This window comes from Streptomyces sp. NPDC088746, from assembly GCF_044751065.1.
In the GTDB taxonomy this organism is placed as follows: domain Bacteria; phylum Actinomycetota; class Actinomycetes; order Streptomycetales; family Streptomycetaceae; genus Streptomyces.
Map to the genome: position 1 here is coordinate 19,367 of NZ_JBIVLA010000002.1, position 17,032 is coordinate 36,398.

Sequence of the window (17,032 nt, forward strand, 5' to 3'; positions counted from 1 at the left end):
TCAGCGAGGACGCTCATTCAGCTCTTGTACTGGACGTCGCCCTGCTTGATGCCCACGGACCACGGGATCATGACCTGTGGCCGGACGTAGTCCTTGAGGAGCATGTCGACCAGTGCGTCGCCCGACATGTTCTTCATCCGAGCGACCATCGGCTCGTTACCGCCCGCCGCCTCCATGCGGGCGATCTCCAGGACACCCCGAGCGGCGAGGCCGGGCAGGATGTGTGATCCGGCCAGGATGTTGCCGTGCAGGTGCTCCTTGTACCGTTTGACGGCGCCCTGCATGTTCGCCTGCGCATTGCTCGTGTTCTCGGTACCGGCGCCGTGCATGTGGCGCATGGTGCCACCCAGCAGGTAGGGGTCCGGATCGAAGCGTCGGACCTGCCTGTTGAACTGTGCGGCCTTCTTGGACTGGGCCGTGATCTGCTCCGCGAGCGCGTCGTATCCGAGCTTGAACGCATTGTTGTTCTTGAGCTGCTTCGCGAATTCCGCGCTGGCGTCCTTGCGTAGCTGGGCGAGGTCCGTGATCGCCTTGGTCTGTTCGGACCATGCCGCATTGGTCATCATGGATTGGGCAAGTCCATGGGCGAGATCATGCGCCTTCTTGTCGAGGTCAGGGGCATTCTTCCAGTACTGCCGGATCCCGTCCCTGGCCAACTCCATCTTCGCCTCAGGGGAGTTGTGCTTGCGGTCTTCCGGGGGCACGGAGGGGTCTCTTATGTCCCGCTTGTAGGAAATGGAGTTCCCGTCCTTGTCGGCACGGACAGTTGGGTTCTCCTGGTCGATGAAGTCGTTCATCATGATCCAGCCGTCCTGGATCATGCCGGCCATCGGCAGGACGATGCGCGCGGGTTTCCCCTTCCCCGCGGCGAACCTGGTGTCGCGGAAGGGCGCGTTGTCCTTGGCGATGAAGAAGTACACGAACCCGGTGTTGGCCAGGTGATCCACGTCGATCTGCTGCGTGTTGTGGTCGTTCTTCTTCGATGGGTCCTCCTGCGTGAGTTTGTCCTTCGACTTCATCTCGCCGACCCCGTCGCTGCCGAGCATCTGGCCGATCCGGTCGCTGGTGGTGTAGTGGTGGAGAACCCTGGTATTGAGTGCCGCCAGCATCTTCTGGTAGATGGGTACCTGCCAGTCCCCGCCGGGTGAAACCGCCTCACCCCACGTGTTCGACAGGTTCTTCTGGGACTTCTCGGCGACGAAGGCCCGACCTGTCTGGGCACTCGGCTCGACCTGCCGTGAGTCCTTCCACAGCTGCCCCTTGTCGACCATGGTGCGATAGGCGCCCGATTGGTTCGCTTCGGTGGACCAGTTCGCGAGTTCCGGGGTCTGAAGCCGGATGAATTCGTTCTCGAAGTGGCTCTTCACCTGTTCCACGATCGCCTGGACCTGTTCCGGGCTCATGATGGGCGTCGGGGCGTTCTGAGGATTCTGCTGGCCCGTGGGGCCGGACTGCTGAGGCTGCTGGACCGGCGGGTTGTGGCCACCGGGCTGCGCGCTCGGCGGCGGTGTGGACCCACCGCCCGCACGCTGCACGGTGACGCCCGCCTGTGGGGCCTGCGCGCGCTGAACGGGGTCGGCGTGATCATGACTGGACCGCCCCGCCGGCTGCTGCCCGGGCCGTGTGTCCTGCTCGTGCCGCTGCTGCTCCACCATCCGCGACGCCGCCCCGTTGCCCGCCGTGGACTGCAACGCCGACATCGAGGCTGCGGATCTGCCACCCGCGGCAAGCAGCAACTGCGCCGGCGGAAGCGGCTTCCCCGACTTGGGTGGCGCCTTGCGGGGTCGCCCAGTAGCTTTCGCCGAGTCGTGATCGCGAGCCTGCATGACCGAGACGCCCCCTGTAGTTCGCTTGCCCAGGACCAGTTCTGCAGCCCACCGCCGACCTTGTTTCTAGGCGGACCGCCGGGCCCCGGCAAGGGCCGAAGAGGCAGTCTGCGGTGCATCGAGTGGAGCGCGAGGGGCCGGTTCCTGCGGCACCAGGTGGTGCGATGCCGCCTGAGTGGCGACGGAGAGGGTCAGCCCGCGTCGGTCTCGGCGAAGTGATCGAACTCGCCGGCCACGACGCCCTTGGTGAAGGCCTCCCACTTCTCCACGGTGGTGGTCACCACCGTCCCGGGGTCGCCGGTCTCACGGAGGTGCACGAGCTCTCCGGGGCCGAACGCGATCTCGATCCAGGGCCCGGGGCCCTGCGCGTCCTCGGGGGCGGCGCGGGTCCAGGTGAGGTCCTCAGGGGCGTCAGCCACGGTCGTGGGTTTCCTTGACGGTGCGGATGAGAGCGGCCCAGGCGGACGGGCTGGTCCGGAGTATCGCGCCGGTGGGGTCGCTGCTCTCGGTGAGGGCGACGGATCCCTGGTCGGCGGCGATGTGTATGCAGGCTTCGCCCTGCGCGCAGTAGGAAGACTTCTGCCAGTCGGGGGTGGTCATCTTCGTTCCCTCACAGTTCCTGAGCGATGGCGTGGATGAGTTCTCGCGACTGCTCCGCCGGCAGGGCAGCAGCGTCGAGTCGTTCGAGCAGGAGCCGGTACTGCGCCAGTTGGGCCTCGGAGTCGATGAACACCGGCCCGTGGGACTGGTCGAGCTGTGCGGTGTCGAGGGCCGGTACCGGTCCCTGCACGTAGTACACGGACTGACCGGACCCCGGGTAGTACGTCGCGGAGAACGGAATCACCCTGATGCTCACGTGGGAGTGCTCGCTCAGCGAGAGCAGATGCTGAAGTTGGGCGCGGGCGACATCGGGGCCGCCGAATCGCATGCGAAGGGCGGCTTCATGGATGAGGGCGCTGTACGGCGCGGCGTCATCGCGGTACAGGACGGCTTGTCGCTTCACGCGGTACGAGACCCGGTGTTCGATCTCGGGCGGTGAGATCTCAGGCACCGCCTGCCGGTAGATCTCACGTGCGTGGTCGACGGTCTGAAGGAGGCCCGGAACGTGCATGCTGTGCGCAGCCCTCAGGCTTGTGCCGTGGTGCTCGATCTCGGCCAGATCAAGGAGCTTCGGAGGCAGGATCTCCCTGTACTCCTCCCACCAACCGCGCTTGCGCTCGCCGGTCATGCCGACCAGGGCCTCGATGAGGGCCTGGTCGGTGCAGGAGTACGTGTGGGCCGCGACCCGCACCCGGTCTGCGCTGACGCCGAAGCGCGCCACCTCTATGTTGCTCAGCTGCCCCGCGCTCGTGCCGAGGAGATCGGCGGCCTGCGTGGTGGTCAGTCCGGCGCGCTCGCGCAGCTTGCGCAGTTCCGCGCCCAGCCGCATGCGGCGCGCAGTGGGTGCGGCCCTGCCTGCCATTCGAACTCCCCCTGGGGTCAGCTGCGTTGTGGAGCGTCACTCACACGAGTGGTAAAAACCAAGGATTCCGCGCTATCGGTGCAAGTAATCCTTGCGAAAGTCTAATCTCGGGCCCAGGCCACCCGCCCGGAAGTACCCCGCTCGACGGAGCGGCCTCGTCACCGGGCCATGCGACACGCACATCCCAACGCTCCTCCGTGAACGGAGACTTCCATGGCTCTGGCCACCGTAACGCCGCCCTGGGCGTACACCTTGCAACTTCCGCAGGATCCCCGGGGCCCCGGGATCGCCCGGGCAACTCTGCGGACCGTGCTGACGGTGCACGGGATGCGGGATCTCATCGACACCGCCGAACTGCTGGCGAGCGAACTGGTCACCAACGCCTACCGGCACTCCTCGGGCTCGTACTCGCTCCGGCTGTGCGGGGCGGGACGGAACCGGGTGCGGGTCGGGGTGTGGGACTCCAGCCCGGAGATCCCGGACCCGTTCGGCCGTGGCGGCACTCTGCCCCCGCCTGCGGTCCTCGCCGAGCGCGGGCGGGGCCTGCACCTCGTGCGGGAGTACGCGGACAGCTGGGGCGCGTACCTGATCCGGGGCGGTCTGCCGGGGCAGGGCGGCAAGGTGCTGTGGGTCGAATGCGCGTGGAAACCGGAGTGCCGCTGGGATGGCCCGACGTGACACGCGGCGCGGTCAGAGGGGCTGGAGCCGGGCGCGCAGGAGGCAGAATTCGTTGCCTTCCGGGTCCGCCAGTACGTGCCAGCTCTCCGTGCCGGTCTGGCCCACGTCCGCGCGCCTGGCGCCGAGGCCGAGCAGCCGCTCCAGCTCGGCGTCCTGGTCGCGGTCGGTCGCGTTGACGTCGATGTGCAGCGGGAGCTTCCCGGCTCGTGGGGCGCTGCTGGGGCTCAGGACGAGCGTGGGCTGCGGGCCGCCGAAACCGGCGTCGGGCGGCCCGATCTCGATGCTTCCGTCGTCCTCCCGGCCGAGCTCGACGTAGCCGAGGACCTCGCTCCAGAACGCGGCGAGCCGCTCGGGGTCGGCGGCGTCGATGACCAGCTCACTGATGCGGCATGCCATGCCGGTCAGTGTAGGCATGCGCTGGGAGGTCGAAGTGTCAGAGGGTCGCTGTAGCGTGACGGTGTGTAGTCATCGGGGATCGGCGGGGGAGGTTTGCATGTCGGAGGCTTACGGATTCGACCGGCAGTACGGTGGAAGCGCCGCAGCACGGGATACGGGCCCTCCCCCCCCGGATCCATGGCAGCGGGCACTGCATCCGCGTGGCAGGTACGGGGAAGGTGTCGCACTCCCGCCGCCCCTTGCTGTGACGGCGGCGACGGACTCGTTTCCCCTGTACGGCGAACCTCCTCGGCACGGGTGAGGGGGAGCGGTGTGGGGCGGGCAGGTGCTGTGTCGCGTGCACCGACCCGCCCCCCTGATCGGGTCAGGTCAGGTCAGCCGGCGTACCGGGCCTCGAAGGCGCGGAAGGACCGCTCCTGGCGCAACTCCAGGCCGGCCTTCGGGTTCTGCGCCGTGAAGCGGGCGCAGCGCGCCGACTCCAGGACCCGGCACTCCTCGACCGGGCGGAAGCCCTGGCGTACGGGGTCGGGACGCCACAGGCCCCGGCCCGGCAGGAAGCTGTACTCCAGGGAGGCCCGGGCCAGGTCCTTCAGCTCCGGGTAGCCGAGTGCGTACGTACGGGCCGCGCGGCGGTACTCCTGGCCGATGTCACCGCGTGAGACCCCGGGGTCGTCGGTGGACAGCACCACGGGGACCCCGTACTTCCGGTAGACGGGGAACGGGTGCTCGTCGCCCTCGACCTGGAGGATCTGCGCGTTGCTGGTGAGCGGGACCTCGACGGCGATCTGGCGGCGCGCCATGTCGCGGGCCAGGCGCTGCCAGTCGTCCTCCTGGACGAGGTCGACGCCGTGGCCGATGCGTTCGGCCTGGCCGGTGCGTACGGCGTCGTCGATGTGGAAGGTGAGGTCCTCGGGCTTCACCAGTCCGGGGACGAGCTCACCGGCGTGCAGGGTGATGTGGGCGCGGGGGTAGACGCCGTGCAGGTAGTTCAGCATGCGCATGTGCAGGCGGTAGTCGCGGAGGGAGATCTCACCGTCCTCCGGCTGGACCAGGTTGACGGCGACGAACCGCTGGTCGCGTTCGGCCAGGCGGAGCCCCAGGGCGATCTGGGTGAAGACGCGCTCCGGGGCGCTGTTGCGTGACACCTGGGAGATCCAGCGCACCGTGATCCCGCATGCCGGGCCGGGCTCGGCGGTCGCGCACTTCGCGGTCTCGCGGAACTCGGCGTCGGCGGTGTCGGCTTCCTGCTTCGCCGTCGTCACCAGCTGGTCGAGCCGGCCGCCGGCGAGCAGCTTGCGGTGCAGGGCGGCCAGGTCGGTGTCCCAGCCGACGTCCGCCGCGAGCTGCTTGGCGCCCGCCGAGGCGGGGCTGACCATGGTCTCCAGATACGTCTGGTTCTGCGCGGCAGCGGTACCCGCCACGCCGGCCAGCATCTTCCCCCGGTGTGACGTCGCGGCGCCGAACTTCCCGAACGTGGCGAAGAAGTGGTCGTGGCCCGACTCGCCCTGCGGGAAGTCCTGCATGGACCAGGCCCGGACGATCTCCTGCCGGAACCGGCTGTCGGTGAGGGCGTCGGCGGCAGACCGGGTGCCCGCACCGCACGGTGGTGCGACGGCGGTCATCGTGGAATCGATACAGAGGCCGTCGTCGGCCGCGAGCTGGATGAGGTACTCGGTCCGTACCGCGCCGGACAGATGATTGTGCAGGTCACCGCCCTTGGGCAGGTCCCGGAAGAAGCGGCCGGCCTCCTTCGGGTGGGCGTTCAGCCAGGCGGCGGTACGGGCCTCGGCGGGGGTGGCGGTCCGGGGCGGAGGTACGGGTGCGGAGGCGGCGGCCTGCGCCGGCGGTCCGGCGGGCAGCGATGCGGCCAGGGCGGCTGCGGCGAGGCCTGCGGCGGTCAACAACCGTCGGGCACGCGATGAGTTGTGGTGTACGGAGATCACGCCTTGCATGATCACGAAGAGCGGCTCGCGTCAGGGCGGACCGCGAGGGCGGTGGCCCGTAAACCATCCGTCCGGGGGACACGCGGGGACACCCGTAAACGCATGAGCCGCCCGGCACGGCCTACGCGCGGAGCTCCGGCGGGAATCCTGTCCAGCGGAGGTCTTCCGGGAGGTGCGCCATGTCGTTGACCACGACCAGGGCGGCGGGCCTGCCGGGGGTGTACCGGATGACGGTCAGCGCCGCGTTGGCGTGGTTGAGGCCCAGCCAGCGCCAGGCGGGGGCGTCGAGGGCGTCGCGTACCAGCCAGGCGGCCAGGAAAGCGTGGGTGACGACCAGTTCGTAACGGGGCTCGTCGCCGTCCGCCGGGCCGGTGAACCGTGCCGCCGCGGAGCCGGCCAGCTCCGGGCCCCGGCTGCGTTCGGCCTCCGGGAACTGTTCGACGAAGCCGAGGAGCCGGTCCGCCGACTCCTCGGGCAGCTCCTCCCGTCGCGGGACGTACGGCACGTAGTCCCCGGCCGGCTCCGAGACGCGGAGGGGGATGCCCTCCCCGAGCCGCTCGTGGACCAGCCGGGCGGTCTGCGCGGCCCGGGGGAGCGGGCCGTGGTGGACGGCGGAGAACGGTATGCCCCGGAGCCGCTCGCCGAGGAGAGCCGCCTGACGGCGGCCCCGTTCCGTCAGTTCGGTCTCGTCCGTGGACGCCTCGCCGTGCCGGGCGATGTAGAGGAAACGGGTCGCGTTCGCGGTGGCCATGGGGCCCTTTCGGCTGGTCCGGGTGATGCAGGGATGGACGGTGTCTCCCTCCGGCCGGTTCCGGGTCGCGCGTTCGGGTGATGTCGGTGAGGTCGCTTCCTTGCGGGGGCGGGGGTCCGGCTCACGCCGCCGGTACGCCCGGCGTGTCGGGTACGCCGCGTTTGGCACAGTGCCGCTCCGTGATCGAGGAACGGGGTGAGCATGATGGCCGTGGCGCAGGGGCTGGATGAGCCGGCGGGCCCGCCGGGCGGGGGTGACTGCGGCCCGAGGCTGCATCACAGCGACGGGCCGTGGCTGCGGGCGGCAGGGGGCGCGGCGGAGCTTGCGACGCAGCTGGCACCCGTACGGGGGGAGTTGGGGCTGGCGCACCAGGGGCTGATGGCGGGGGCAGGCCGGCTGACCGCCCTCGCGGAGCTGGCGGCCGTACGGGAGACCTGGGAGCGGCGGTTCCAGGCGGCACAGGGCGAGTGCGGAAGCCTGGCGGCCAAGCTGCGGGACGTCGCGCGTACGCAGGGCGCCACGAACGAGGCCGTCAGGGCGTCCTTCGCCGCGGTGACGCCGTGCACGGGTGACGAGCGGTGACGCCGACGCCGGCGCTGACGTGGGCGCAGTTACGGGACCTGAAGTGTGCCGAGCTGGAGGGCGCGGCCGACGGGTGGGGCAAGTCGAGCAACCGTGCCGACGCCGCGCGGGACCGCATCGAGCAGCAGCTGCTCACCGGCCTCCGCGACACACAGGAGGGCGAGGCGGCACAGGCGGCGGTCGCGCGGCTGCGGCAGCTGGGGCGGAACTTCCAGTACGTGTACACCGAGTGCGGGTTGCTCCGTACGACCCTGAACTCCCTTGCCCACGAGATGAAGGCCCAGCAGCGGGCACTGAACGAGGCGCTGGACGATGCGGCCGCGCTGAGGTTCACGGTGGACGCGGACGGTTCGGTGACGTACCCGGCTGCGGGGGCGGGCCTCGTCGACGGCGCGGCCGTCCGGGGCGGCACGGCGTCGTCGAACGGGCTGCCGGGGCTCGTGCCGCCCTCGGGCCTGGTCGCGCCGAACCCCAACGCGGCCAAGGCGCAGGACATCGCGGACCGGGTGACCGGGGCGGTGCGGGCGGCGGCCGAGATCGACTGGCGGTACGCGGGGATCCTGCGCCGGCTGAAGGCGGAAGAGGGGCTGAAGGTCCCGGACTCCACCTGGAAGGACGCGGCGGGCGACGCGGCGGCGGTGCGGGGGGCGGCGGGGGCGTACCTGAAGGACGCCATCCCGCACGATGCGTCTCCGGCGGAGCGGCGGGACTGGTGGGCGGGGCTGACCCAGGAACAGCGCGAGGAGTACCTCGCGGTGTACCCGGACCAGATCGGGAACCTGGACGGGATCCCGGCCCTGATCCGCGACGCGGCCAACCGGGACAACCTGCGGTTGCTGATCGGGGAGCTGGAGGGGCGGGACGACGAGAGGTCGGTGACGCAGCTGGCGGGGCTGCGGGAGATCGACCGGCAGTTGGGGGCGGGGACGCAGCCACCCATGTTTCTGCTCGGCATCGGGGACGAGGGGAACGGGCGGGCGATCGTTTCTTTCGGCAACCCTGATACGGCGAAGAATGTGGCGGCGTATGTGCCGGGGTTGAACACCTCGCTGGACAGGGATTTCGCTGAGGGGGATCTCAAGCGCGCCAGGGATACAGCCATTGCTTCCCAGGACCTCGACCATTCCAGTGCGGTGATCGCCTGGTTGGGATACGACGCTCCACAGACGCCTGACGGCCTTGCAAGTTTGGCCGTGGCGGGCGAAGAGGCGGCTAATAATGGCGGGCGCGCGTTCAACGCATTTATGGGCGGAATCGTGGAAACTAACGAAGCTGGCGACCCCCACCTGACGGCAATCGGCCATTCGTACGGATCTCGCACGGTGGGTTCGGCAACACAGCAAGGAGATGGGATCCCTGGAGTCGATGACATCGTTCTTGTGGGCAGCCCTGGAGTTGGCGTCGATCACGCGGATGACCTCAAAGTAGGCAGCGGGCACGTATTTGTGGGTGCCGCTGAGAACGATGTTGTGACAAAGCTCCCGTCCAAGCAGCAGGTAGCCGTTGGGGCAGCGACCGGGCCATTTGCCTACGTCGTCGGGGACATCATGGATCGAGGGGACGACGATTTGTGGTTCGGCAAGGATCCGGCCAGCCAGGAATTTGGTGCGAGGCGCTTCCCTGTTGAAGACGGCCCGCGCTTGGTCGGCCCCCAGGGCATCTCGACCGACGCCCATTCGCAGTACTTTGATCCCGAGAGAGACGCGGTATCGGCGGATAGTATTGCGCTAATTGCTGCCGGTCGGTCTCGTGAAGTCAAGATGGAGGAGCCGCGTTGATGCGCTCGATCCGAGGGTTGGCGCTGTTGCTGATCAGTTCGTCGCTAGTCGGGTGTGTCGGCGAGGGCGATTTGACGAATGGTGGAGGTCGACCAGACATGGATATGCAAGAGGCTGCTGATCATGCGGACGCGATTCTAGACTCTGCATTCGATGGGATTCAGCCGAAGGTGAACTGGGCTCATGGGCCGACTACTACGGGCAGTTGTGATGTCTCCCGTAGGCGAACCGTAATGACGGTTATTTCGTCTCAGCGCAGGGGCAGCTTCTTGGGCCTGGTCGATCGGCTCTGGAGGAAGAGCGGTTACCAGATCAAGGCGGTGAACAACAGTGTGGAGCTTCCCGCGGTCTACGCCCAGACCAAGGAGGGGTTCGGCGTGAGCCTTCGCTTTGGAGGCAGGGGCCAGGCTTTCTTCCAGGTGGACAGCCCCTGCGTCGAGAAGTCCCAGGTAGCCGATCCGACCACGCCGCCGAACGGCCCCTCCTACGAGGGCGTGTACCCCATCCCCCGCCCCAACATCCGCTCGCCCTTCTGGTCCGCCGGCGCCCCCTGATCCCCCTCGGCCGCCCCTGACGCCCCCTCATGCCTCCATCCACCCGTACACACCAGCGAATCGCGTCGTGAACCACGCCCGAATGGGGGATGGTTGAGGCGTGCGGAAATACTGGGTGTTCGTCGGCGGTGGGATCGGGCTGGGCCTGTGCTTCATCGCCCTGCTCGTCGTCGGTACGTACTCCGCCGCCGCCGGGATCGCCGGGGCGAGCGGAGCCGTCGGGCTGGCCAAGGGGGCCGTGCCCGCTCGGTACCAGCCGCTCGTCGAGAAGTGGGGCAACCTCTGCCCCGCCATCAACCCCGCCCTGCTGGCCGCGCAGTTGTATCAGGAAAGTGGCTGGAATCCGCGCGCCCAGAGCCACGCCGCCGCGCAGGGCATCGCGCAGTTCATCCCCGGGACCTGGGCCTCGCACGGCATCGACGGGGACAAGGACGGGGACCGGGACGTATGGGACCCCGCCGACGCCATCCCGTCCGCCGCGTCCTACGACTGCGAGCTCGCCGGGTACGTCAAGAAGGTGCCGGGCGACGCGACGGACAACATGCTCGCCGCGTACAACGCGGGCGCGTACCGGGTGATCCGGGCGGGCGGGGTGCCCGCGATCAGCGAGACGCAGAACTACGTAAAGATCATCAGGTCGCTGGAGAAGAGCTTCGCCAAGCCGGTCGGCCGGGTGCAGCCTTCGCAGCAGGCCGCCGGGGCCATCTACTTCGCGCAGAAGAAGCTGGGTACCCCCTATCTCTGGGGCGGGAACGGGACGGCCGACCAGGGGGGCCGGTTCGACTGTTCCGGGCTGACTCAGGCCGCGTACCGGACGGTGGACATCGAGCTTCCCCGGGTGGCCAACGATCAGTACAACGCCGGCCCGCACCCCTCCCGGGAGGAGCTCCTCCCCGGAGACCTGGTGTTCTTTTCGGACGATCTGAACAACTCGCGGGCCATCCGGCACGTGGGGCTCTACGTCGGTGGCGGCTACATGATCAACGCGCCGTACACCGGCGCGGTGATCCGGTTCGACAAGATCGACACCCCTGACTACTTCGGTGCGACAAGGGTCACGGAAGACGGGGCCGCGGCGCTTCCCACCGCGCTCCCGGAAAGCTGACAGGCAGTCGGCCATGGCCGGAACTCTCCGTGAAGCCCAGGCCCTGAGCTGCGACGATGAGTCACTCTTCGATAACGTCATGGTGATCATTCGGTGGAGAGCGGAACGTAGAGAGCTGACAGGCCGTTCCCTGGACTGGGACAGCATGCGTACATGACCATGCGCGGCTGTTCAGACCGGTCAGGCGTGACGGCATCATGGCGTGGCGCGGCACTGAATCCGCACCGACCACGGGGGTCAGACCAAGGCGACGCACGCCGTTGTGCGTCGCAGCAGCAGACAAGGCAAGGGGCCGCGGCAGATGGCTGGACTCGCACTCGATGGGTCGAACCCCGATGTCAGCCTGCTCTACGACATCAATGGGCTGGCGAAGGCCGCTCCGACCTGGTTCGACCGGGTCATGGAGTTCGTCGGTGAATTCGGGATCATGTTCGCCATGGTCCTGGCGGTCCTGTGGTGCTGGTGGAGCGTACGCCGACGCGGGACGACCGAGGACTCGGTGACGGCGGTTGCCGGGCTGGTGTGGGCGCCGCTCGCCGCCGGGATCGCGTTGCTCGTCAACATCCCGATCAGGGGCTTCGTGGAGCGGCCCCGTCCGTTCTTCGACCACAAGGGGCTCGAAGTCCTGGTGAAGGGCAAGACGGACTTCTCCTTCGTCAGCGACCACGCGACGATGGCGATGGCGATCGCCGTGGGGCTCTTCGTGGCCAACAGGAAGTTCGGCCTGGTGGCCATCGCGCTGGCGCTCCTCGAGGGCTTCTGCCGCGTCTACATGGGCGTGCACTACCCGACCGACGTGATCGGCGGCTTCGCTCTCGGCACCGCCGTGGCGCTGCTGCTCGCCCCGCTCGCGATGATGCTGCTGACTCCGCTGGTGGGGGCCGTGGCCCGTGCCGGGGCGGTCGGCCGGCTCGTCCGCTCGGGCAGGGCGGGCGCCACCGCCGGCGGGCGGGGCGAGGCGCAGGGGATCCCCGAGCCGAGCTCGGGCTCCGGCCGTGGCGGTGCGGCGGGCGAGAGGGACCTCGCCGCGTAGGCATGGCGACCTTGTCCGCATAGGCATGGCGACCTCGCCCGCGTGGGCGTAGCGACCTCGCCGCGTACGGGGAGCGATCTCGCCGTGCAGGCGGAGAGAACCGAAGGTCCGTGAGGGGTGTCCCGTGGAGGGGCGCCCCTCACGCATGGGCCGGGCAGCCCGAGGGGCCACTTCGGTGGTTCCGATCCCGTGCCCCGGACGGCGGGGCATCATGGCCGGAGATCCGGGGGTGGTGCATGTGGCCGGTCGGCGGCCGACGCGGCAGGAAGTGAATCGGCGGCACGAGCGGTCGGGTTTCGTGGGGCGCCGCGGTGAGCTCGCGGTGTTCCGGGAGACGTTCGCGCGCGATCCGGAGGAGGCCGACTTCCCGTTCCTGTTCCATGTGCGCGGCAACGGGGGTGTGGGCAAGTCCACCCTCGTACGGCAGTGGGAGTCCACCGCCCGCGAGCAGTCCACCGTCGTCACGGCGTTCGTGGACGACGAGGTGCACGACGCCGTCGAGGCGATGGAGGCCGTCAGTGCCCGGCTGGGCCGGCAGGGGCACCCGCTGAAGCGGTTCGACAAGCAGCTGGCGACCTACCGCCAGCGCCGGCACCAGGCCGAGAGCGCCGTCCCCGCACCGCAGCCCGACCCCGGGGGCGGTCAGGCCGCGCCGGCCGCGTCGCCGTCCAGCACGGTGGCGGCGCAGGTGGGGCTGGCCGGTCTCGGCCTGGTGCCCGGGGTCGGGGCCTTCGTCGGCGCGATGGATCCGCAGCAGGTCGCGCTGGGCGCGGACCGGGTGCGGGCGGCCCTCAACACGCGCCTGCGCAGCCATGACGACGTGCGGCTGGTGATGGATCCGGTCGCGGTTCTCGCCCCGGTCTTCCTGGAGGACCTGGCCGAGGTCGCGGAGCGGTGTGAGCGGGTGGTGCTGTTCTTCGACGTGTACGAGCGGACCGGGCCCGTGCTCGACGCCTGGCTGCACGACATCGTCTTCGGCGAGGAGTACGGGGGCCTGCCGGTCAACGTCCAGGTCGTGCTCTCCGGCCGGCCGCGCCTGGACACCCGGGTCTGGGGTGACCGGCTGGGCCAGGTCACCGAGGTGCGCCTGGAGGTGTTCACCGAGGAGGAGGCGCGCACGCTGCTCGCCACCCACGGCGTCACCGAGGAGCCCAGCGTCGATCTGGTCCTGCGCCTGTCGGGGCGGCTGCCGCTGCTGGTCGACATGCTGGCGCGCAGTGAGGCCAGCAGCGGCGACAGCTTCGGGGACCCGTCGGAGACGGCGGTCGAGCGGTTCCTGAAGTGGGAGCCGGACGCCGGGCGGCGTGAGGCGGCCCTGGCCTGTGCGCTTCCGCTGCAGATCGACGAGGACGTGTACCGGGCCGCCGTGCCGGAGGCCGCCGCCGACGACTACCCGTGGCTGCGCGGCCTCGCGTTCGTCTCCACGCAGGCGGGCCGGTGCCGCTACCACGACGTGGTGCGTGCGGCGATGCTGCGCCTGCAGCGCGGTCGGTCGCCGGCCCGCTGGCAGCAGGCGCACACCCGTCTTGCCGAGGTGTTCGAGCGGTGGCGCCTGGGTGCGGAGTCCGGCCTCGGTACCGGCGCCAGTACCTCCACGTGCTGGGAGGACGCCGTCTGGCGCGAGCACCGGCTCAACGAGACGTACCACCGGCTGTGTGCGAACCACCGGACCGCGTTGCCCGACGCCCTCCACCAGGCCGTCCACGCGATCGACCACGACCTCGCCACGCTGCGGCGCTGGGCCCAGATCCTCGGGCAGGCGGGAGACGACACGGAGACGGCGGTCCTCAGCGCCTGGGGGCGGCGTCTGGAAGCCGCCGGTGAGCAGGACCGGGCGGGCACCGCGGTGCTGGACACGCTGCTGGCCGCTCCCGAACTCGGTGCGCCGGGGCGCGCCCTGGCCTACTCCGTCCGGGCCCGGGAGCACCGGATCGCGGGCGACCACGAGGGGGCGCTGGCGGACTACGCGCGGGCCACGGACATCGATCCGGACGCCTCGCGCCCCCACGCGGGCCGTGGTGAGACGTACCGGCTGATGGGCCGTCACGAGGAGGCGGTGGCCGCCTGTACCCGTGCGCTGGAGCTCGATCCCCTCGACGCACGGGCCGTCGGCAGCCGCGGGGACGCCTACCGGAACCTGGGCCGCCACGACGAGGCGCTCGCGGACTTCGCCCGCGCCATCGATCTCGACCCGGGGTACGCGTGGGCGTACGGCAGCCGCGCCCAGGTCCACGAGGCGTCGGGCCGCCCCGAAGACGCGGTCGCCGACTACACCCGGGCCATCGAACTCAACCCGCGGTACGCGTGGGCCTTCGGGAGCCGGGCGTACGTCCACCAGCTCCAGGGCCGCCACGCCGAGGCCCTCGCCGACTACACCCGGGCCATCGGGATCAACCCGCGCTACGAGTGGGCCTTCGCCAGCCGTGCCCGGGTCCACCACATCATGGGCGAGTACGAGGAAGCTCTCGCCGACTACGCCCGGGCCGTCGAGATCGACCCGGACTACGCGTGGGCCCTCGCCAGCCGGGCGGACACCTACGAGAAGCTCGGCCGTCACGAGGAAGCGCTGGCCGGCTACACCCGGGCCATCGAGGCCCACCCCCGCTACGAATGGGCCCTCACGGGCCGCGGGGAGCTGTACCGGCGGCTCGGCCGCTACGAGGAAGCGCTGGCCGACCACTCCCTGGCCCTCGAGATCAACCCCCGCTACGACTGGGCCGTCCTCAACCGAGGGATGGTCCTCCGCCGGCTGGGCCGGTACGCGGAGGCCGCCGCCTCCTACACGCGGGCCATGGAGATCGACCCCCGGTCGGGGACGTTCGTCTCCCACCGCGCGGAGATGTACCGGCGCGCGGGCCTCCACGAGGAGGCGGACGCCGACTACCGCCTGGTCATGGCGGCCGAGGCTCCGGCCGCGTGGTCGTACGCCGGCCGTGCGCAGATGCGCCTGCGGCTCGGGCGCTACGAGGAGGCGCTCGCCGACTGCGTACGGGCCGTGGAGATCGACCCGGACGAGGGCTGGTACGTAGGCCTGTACGCCCTCTCCTCGCGTCTGACGGGGGACGAGCAGGAGGCCGGGACGCATTTCCGGCGCGCGATCCGCATGCTCCTCGCGGACGGGGCGGGGGACAGCAGCAGGCAGGCGCTGGTGCTGGGGTGCGTCCTGTTCATGGACTGCGCGCTCCAGGAATGGGAGCGTGCCACCGCGCGGTGCGACGACCTTCTCGGCCGGAGGCCGGAGGCGCACGTGATCCGGGAGGTGCTGGAGGACCTCTCACTGCTCCGGGGCGTACAGCCGTCCCTGGTGCCCGGCACCGACCCTCTCGTGCGTCGGCTGGGGGACGCGCTCGCCTGAGCGCTCAGCGGTCCGTGCCGGTGCGGTGTCCGGCCGCGTCCGTGCGGGCCCGGTCACGCGAGCGCCGGGCCGGTCCCGACCAGCCGCAGCTGCAGCGGGCGATGCAGAACGAGCCTCGTTCGACCGTGGTGATGCTGTGTGGCGGGGCGAGGGCGGTGGTGGGTGCGGAGCCCGGAGCGAGCGACGGGGCCGGGGCGTGGGCTGGGGGGTCCTCATGCACGGATCCACGGTACTGCGGCCGGCCGGCGCCGTCACCGAGTGGGCCGATCGGCTTCCGGAAGGGCTCCGGTGGCGTGACGGGGCGCCCCGGCCGTCGTTAGGCGAGACGGGCGGGAACTCGGTCAGGTGTGCGTCGTTGGGGGGTGGCAGGTGGTGATGGTGCAGCAGCGCAGGTGCGGAGGCGGGCCACTGGCCGTGTTGGCCCTGGCCGTCGCGGGCGTGGTGTCGGTGGTCGGCGGATGCTCCGGTACGGGTGGTGACGGCGGCGACGCGGCCGGTGAGCGCGTCGCCCGGGCCGGCCCGGCCGGCGCCCCTGCGGCCGTGGTGCGCGGGGCGGCCGAGGCGCTCGCCGGTGCGGGCAGCGCCGAGACGCGTACGTCGATGGAGACCGCGGCCGGCGGGACCCGGGTGACGATCAGGGGCCAGGGGGCGTACGACTTCCGCAGACAGCTGGGCCGGATCAAGGTCGTCCTGCCCAAGGACGCCGCCGGGGCCGACGAGCACCGGCCGATCACGGAGCTGCTGGCACCCGGTGCGCTGTACATGAAGAACCGCGGTGCCGGGGTGCCCGACGACAAATGGGTACGGATCGACACGACGGCCTTGGAGGACGGGAATCTGGTCACCGGAGGCGTGACCGATCCGATGGCCTCGGCCGAGCTGCTGCGCGGCGCGGGCGAGGTGACGTACGTCGGGCGGACGGAGCTGGCCGGGGTGGCGGTCCGGCACTACCGGGGGACGGCGGATCTCGGCCGGGCGGCGCGGGAGGCGTCGCCGTCCTCGCGCGGGGCGCTGGCCGCCGCGGCGAAAGGGTTCAGCACGGACACGGTGCCCTTCGACGTCTATCTGGACGACGAGGGCCTGCTGCGGAAGGTGCGCCACCACTTCACCTTCGCGACCGAGGGCCCGGCGGTCGCGGTGGTCTCGACGATGCTGCTGTACGGCTTCGGAACGCCGGTCTCCGTGGAGCTTCCGCACGCGGCGGACATCTACACGGGGCGGGTCCAGCAGGGCGGGGGCAGTGGCCCGGAAACGCCGTAGGGAGGGGGCCGAAATGGTCCGTCCGTGCCATGCGCGGCGCGTGCCGCGCTCCCTACGCTAGGGAGTCGGTGCGCCAGGAGTCGGCGACAGCAGAGAGAGGTGACGCAGGTGGTGACGCTCAGCGCTCCGAACGCTCAGGACTGTGTGGCCCTCGCCGAGATCGAACTCTGCGGCGAGCTCATGATCGCCGCGGCGGACGCGCTCGAGGACCGGCTCAGTTCCGACCGTATCGACGAGGTGCTCAACGTCAGGGCCGTTCCCTCCGAGCCGGTGCCGACCATCCCCCGGCAGAGCCGCCACCGGGGATGA

17 protein-coding genes are annotated in these 17,032 nt (G+C 70.4%); 9 read left to right on the plus strand and 8 right to left on the minus strand.

Annotated elements, in window-relative coordinates; all coding sequences use genetic code 11:
* Nucleotides 1–17 precede the first annotated feature (17 nt).
* From ACIP63_RS07355 to ACIP63_RS07370, 4 genes are all read right to left on the minus strand, one after another.
* Nucleotides 18–1,700, minus strand: a complete 1,683-nt coding sequence (locus ACIP63_RS07355) for a hypothetical protein (protein ID WP_401512333.1) — start codon at nucleotides 1,698–1,700, stop codon at nucleotides 18–20.
* A gap of 317 nt (nucleotides 1,701–2,017) precedes the next feature.
* Nucleotides 2,018–2,245: a DUF397 domain-containing protein gene (locus ACIP63_RS07360; protein ID WP_401512335.1), complete on the minus strand. Its 228-nt coding sequence runs from the start codon at nucleotides 2,243–2,245 to the stop codon at nucleotides 2,018–2,020.
* Nucleotides 2,238–2,426 (minus strand): DUF397 domain-containing protein, encoded by a 189-nt coding sequence (locus ACIP63_RS07365; protein ID WP_401512337.1) that lies wholly within the window; start codon nucleotides 2,424–2,426, stop codon nucleotides 2,238–2,240. Before ACIP63_RS07365 ends, ACIP63_RS07360 begins: the two co-directional genes overlap by 8 nt.
* A gap of 10 nt (nucleotides 2,427–2,436) precedes the next feature.
* Complete coding sequence (locus ACIP63_RS07370) at nucleotides 2,437–3,288, minus strand: Scr1 family TA system antitoxin-like transcriptional regulator (protein WP_401512339.1); 852 nt, start codon at nucleotides 3,286–3,288, stop codon at nucleotides 2,437–2,439.
* Between the two features lie 213 nt (nucleotides 3,289–3,501).
* Between ACIP63_RS07370 and ACIP63_RS07375 the strand changes: the two genes are divergently transcribed.
* Nucleotides 3,502–3,966: an ATP-binding protein gene (locus ACIP63_RS07375; protein WP_401512341.1), complete on the plus strand. Its 465-nt coding sequence runs from the start codon at nucleotides 3,502–3,504 to the stop codon at nucleotides 3,964–3,966.
* Between the two features lie 12 nt (nucleotides 3,967–3,978).
* Here ACIP63_RS07375 and ACIP63_RS07380 read toward each other — a convergent pair whose 3' ends face one another.
* The 3 genes from ACIP63_RS07380 to ACIP63_RS07390 form a co-directional block, all read right to left on the minus strand.
* Entirely contained in the window at nucleotides 3,979–4,362 is a 384-nt protein-coding gene (locus ACIP63_RS07380; RefSeq protein ID WP_401512343.1) for a VOC family protein, read from the minus strand.
* Between the two features lie 374 nt (nucleotides 4,363–4,736).
* The gene (locus ACIP63_RS07385) at nucleotides 4,737–6,314 is read right to left on the minus strand and encodes an adenosine deaminase (RefSeq protein WP_401514989.1); all 1,578 of its coding nucleotides are present in this window, start codon (nucleotides 6,312–6,314) and stop codon (nucleotides 4,737–4,739) included.
* A gap of 112 nt (nucleotides 6,315–6,426) precedes the next feature.
* Nucleotides 6,427–7,056 (minus strand): histidine phosphatase family protein, encoded by a 630-nt coding sequence (locus ACIP63_RS07390; RefSeq protein ID WP_401512345.1) that lies wholly within the window; start codon nucleotides 7,054–7,056, stop codon nucleotides 6,427–6,429.
* A gap of 201 nt (nucleotides 7,057–7,257) precedes the next feature.
* Between ACIP63_RS07390 and ACIP63_RS07395 the strand changes: the two genes are divergently transcribed.
* The 6 genes from ACIP63_RS07395 to ACIP63_RS07420 all read left to right on the plus strand — a co-directional run bounded on the left by ACIP63_RS07395 (nucleotide 7,258) and on the right by ACIP63_RS07420 (nucleotide 15,463).
* Nucleotides 7,258–7,638, plus strand: coding sequence for a hypothetical protein (locus ACIP63_RS07395; protein WP_401514992.1), 381 nt, complete (start codon nucleotides 7,258–7,260; stop codon nucleotides 7,636–7,638).
* Nucleotides 7,635–9,416 (plus strand): alpha/beta hydrolase, encoded by a 1,782-nt coding sequence (locus ACIP63_RS07400; RefSeq protein ID WP_401512347.1) that lies wholly within the window; start codon nucleotides 7,635–7,637, stop codon nucleotides 9,414–9,416. Before ACIP63_RS07395 ends, ACIP63_RS07400 begins: the two co-directional genes overlap by 4 nt.
* Nucleotides 9,416–9,970, plus strand: a complete 555-nt coding sequence (locus ACIP63_RS07405) for a hypothetical protein (protein ID WP_401512349.1) — start codon at nucleotides 9,416–9,418, stop codon at nucleotides 9,968–9,970. Before ACIP63_RS07400 ends, ACIP63_RS07405 begins: the two co-directional genes overlap by 1 nt.
* 115 nt (nucleotides 9,971–10,085) lie before the next feature.
* Nucleotides 10,086–11,075 carry an NlpC/P60 family protein gene (locus ACIP63_RS07410; protein ID WP_401514995.1) on the plus strand — a complete coding sequence of 330 codons (990 nt, stop codon included), beginning with the start codon at nucleotides 10,086–10,088 and terminating at the stop codon, nucleotides 11,073–11,075.
* A gap of 301 nt (nucleotides 11,076–11,376) precedes the next feature.
* Nucleotides 11,377–12,108 (plus strand): phosphatase PAP2 family protein, encoded by a 732-nt coding sequence (locus ACIP63_RS07415; RefSeq protein ID WP_401512350.1) that lies wholly within the window; start codon nucleotides 11,377–11,379, stop codon nucleotides 12,106–12,108.
* A 268-nt stretch (nucleotides 12,109–12,376) separates the two neighbouring features.
* Nucleotides 12,377–15,463, plus strand: a complete 3,087-nt coding sequence (locus ACIP63_RS07420; RefSeq protein WP_401512352.1) for a tetratricopeptide repeat protein — start codon at nucleotides 12,377–12,379, stop codon at nucleotides 15,461–15,463.
* 4 nt (nucleotides 15,464–15,467) lie between these two features.
* Here the strand turns inward: ACIP63_RS07420 and ACIP63_RS07425 are convergent, their stop codons facing one another.
* Entirely contained in the window at nucleotides 15,468–15,683 is a 216-nt protein-coding gene (locus ACIP63_RS07425; protein WP_401512354.1) for a hypothetical protein, read from the minus strand.
* Nucleotides 15,684–15,838: 155 nt separating this feature from the next.
* Between ACIP63_RS07425 and ACIP63_RS07430 the strand changes: the two genes are divergently transcribed.
* Nucleotides 15,839–16,723 carry a hypothetical protein gene (locus ACIP63_RS07430; RefSeq protein WP_401512356.1) on the plus strand — a complete coding sequence of 295 codons (885 nt, stop codon included), beginning with the start codon at nucleotides 15,839–15,841 and terminating at the stop codon, nucleotides 16,721–16,723.
* 99 nt (nucleotides 16,724–16,822) lie between these two features.
* Entirely contained in the window at nucleotides 16,823–17,032 is a 210-nt protein-coding gene (locus ACIP63_RS07435; protein ID WP_401512358.1) for a hypothetical protein, read from the plus strand.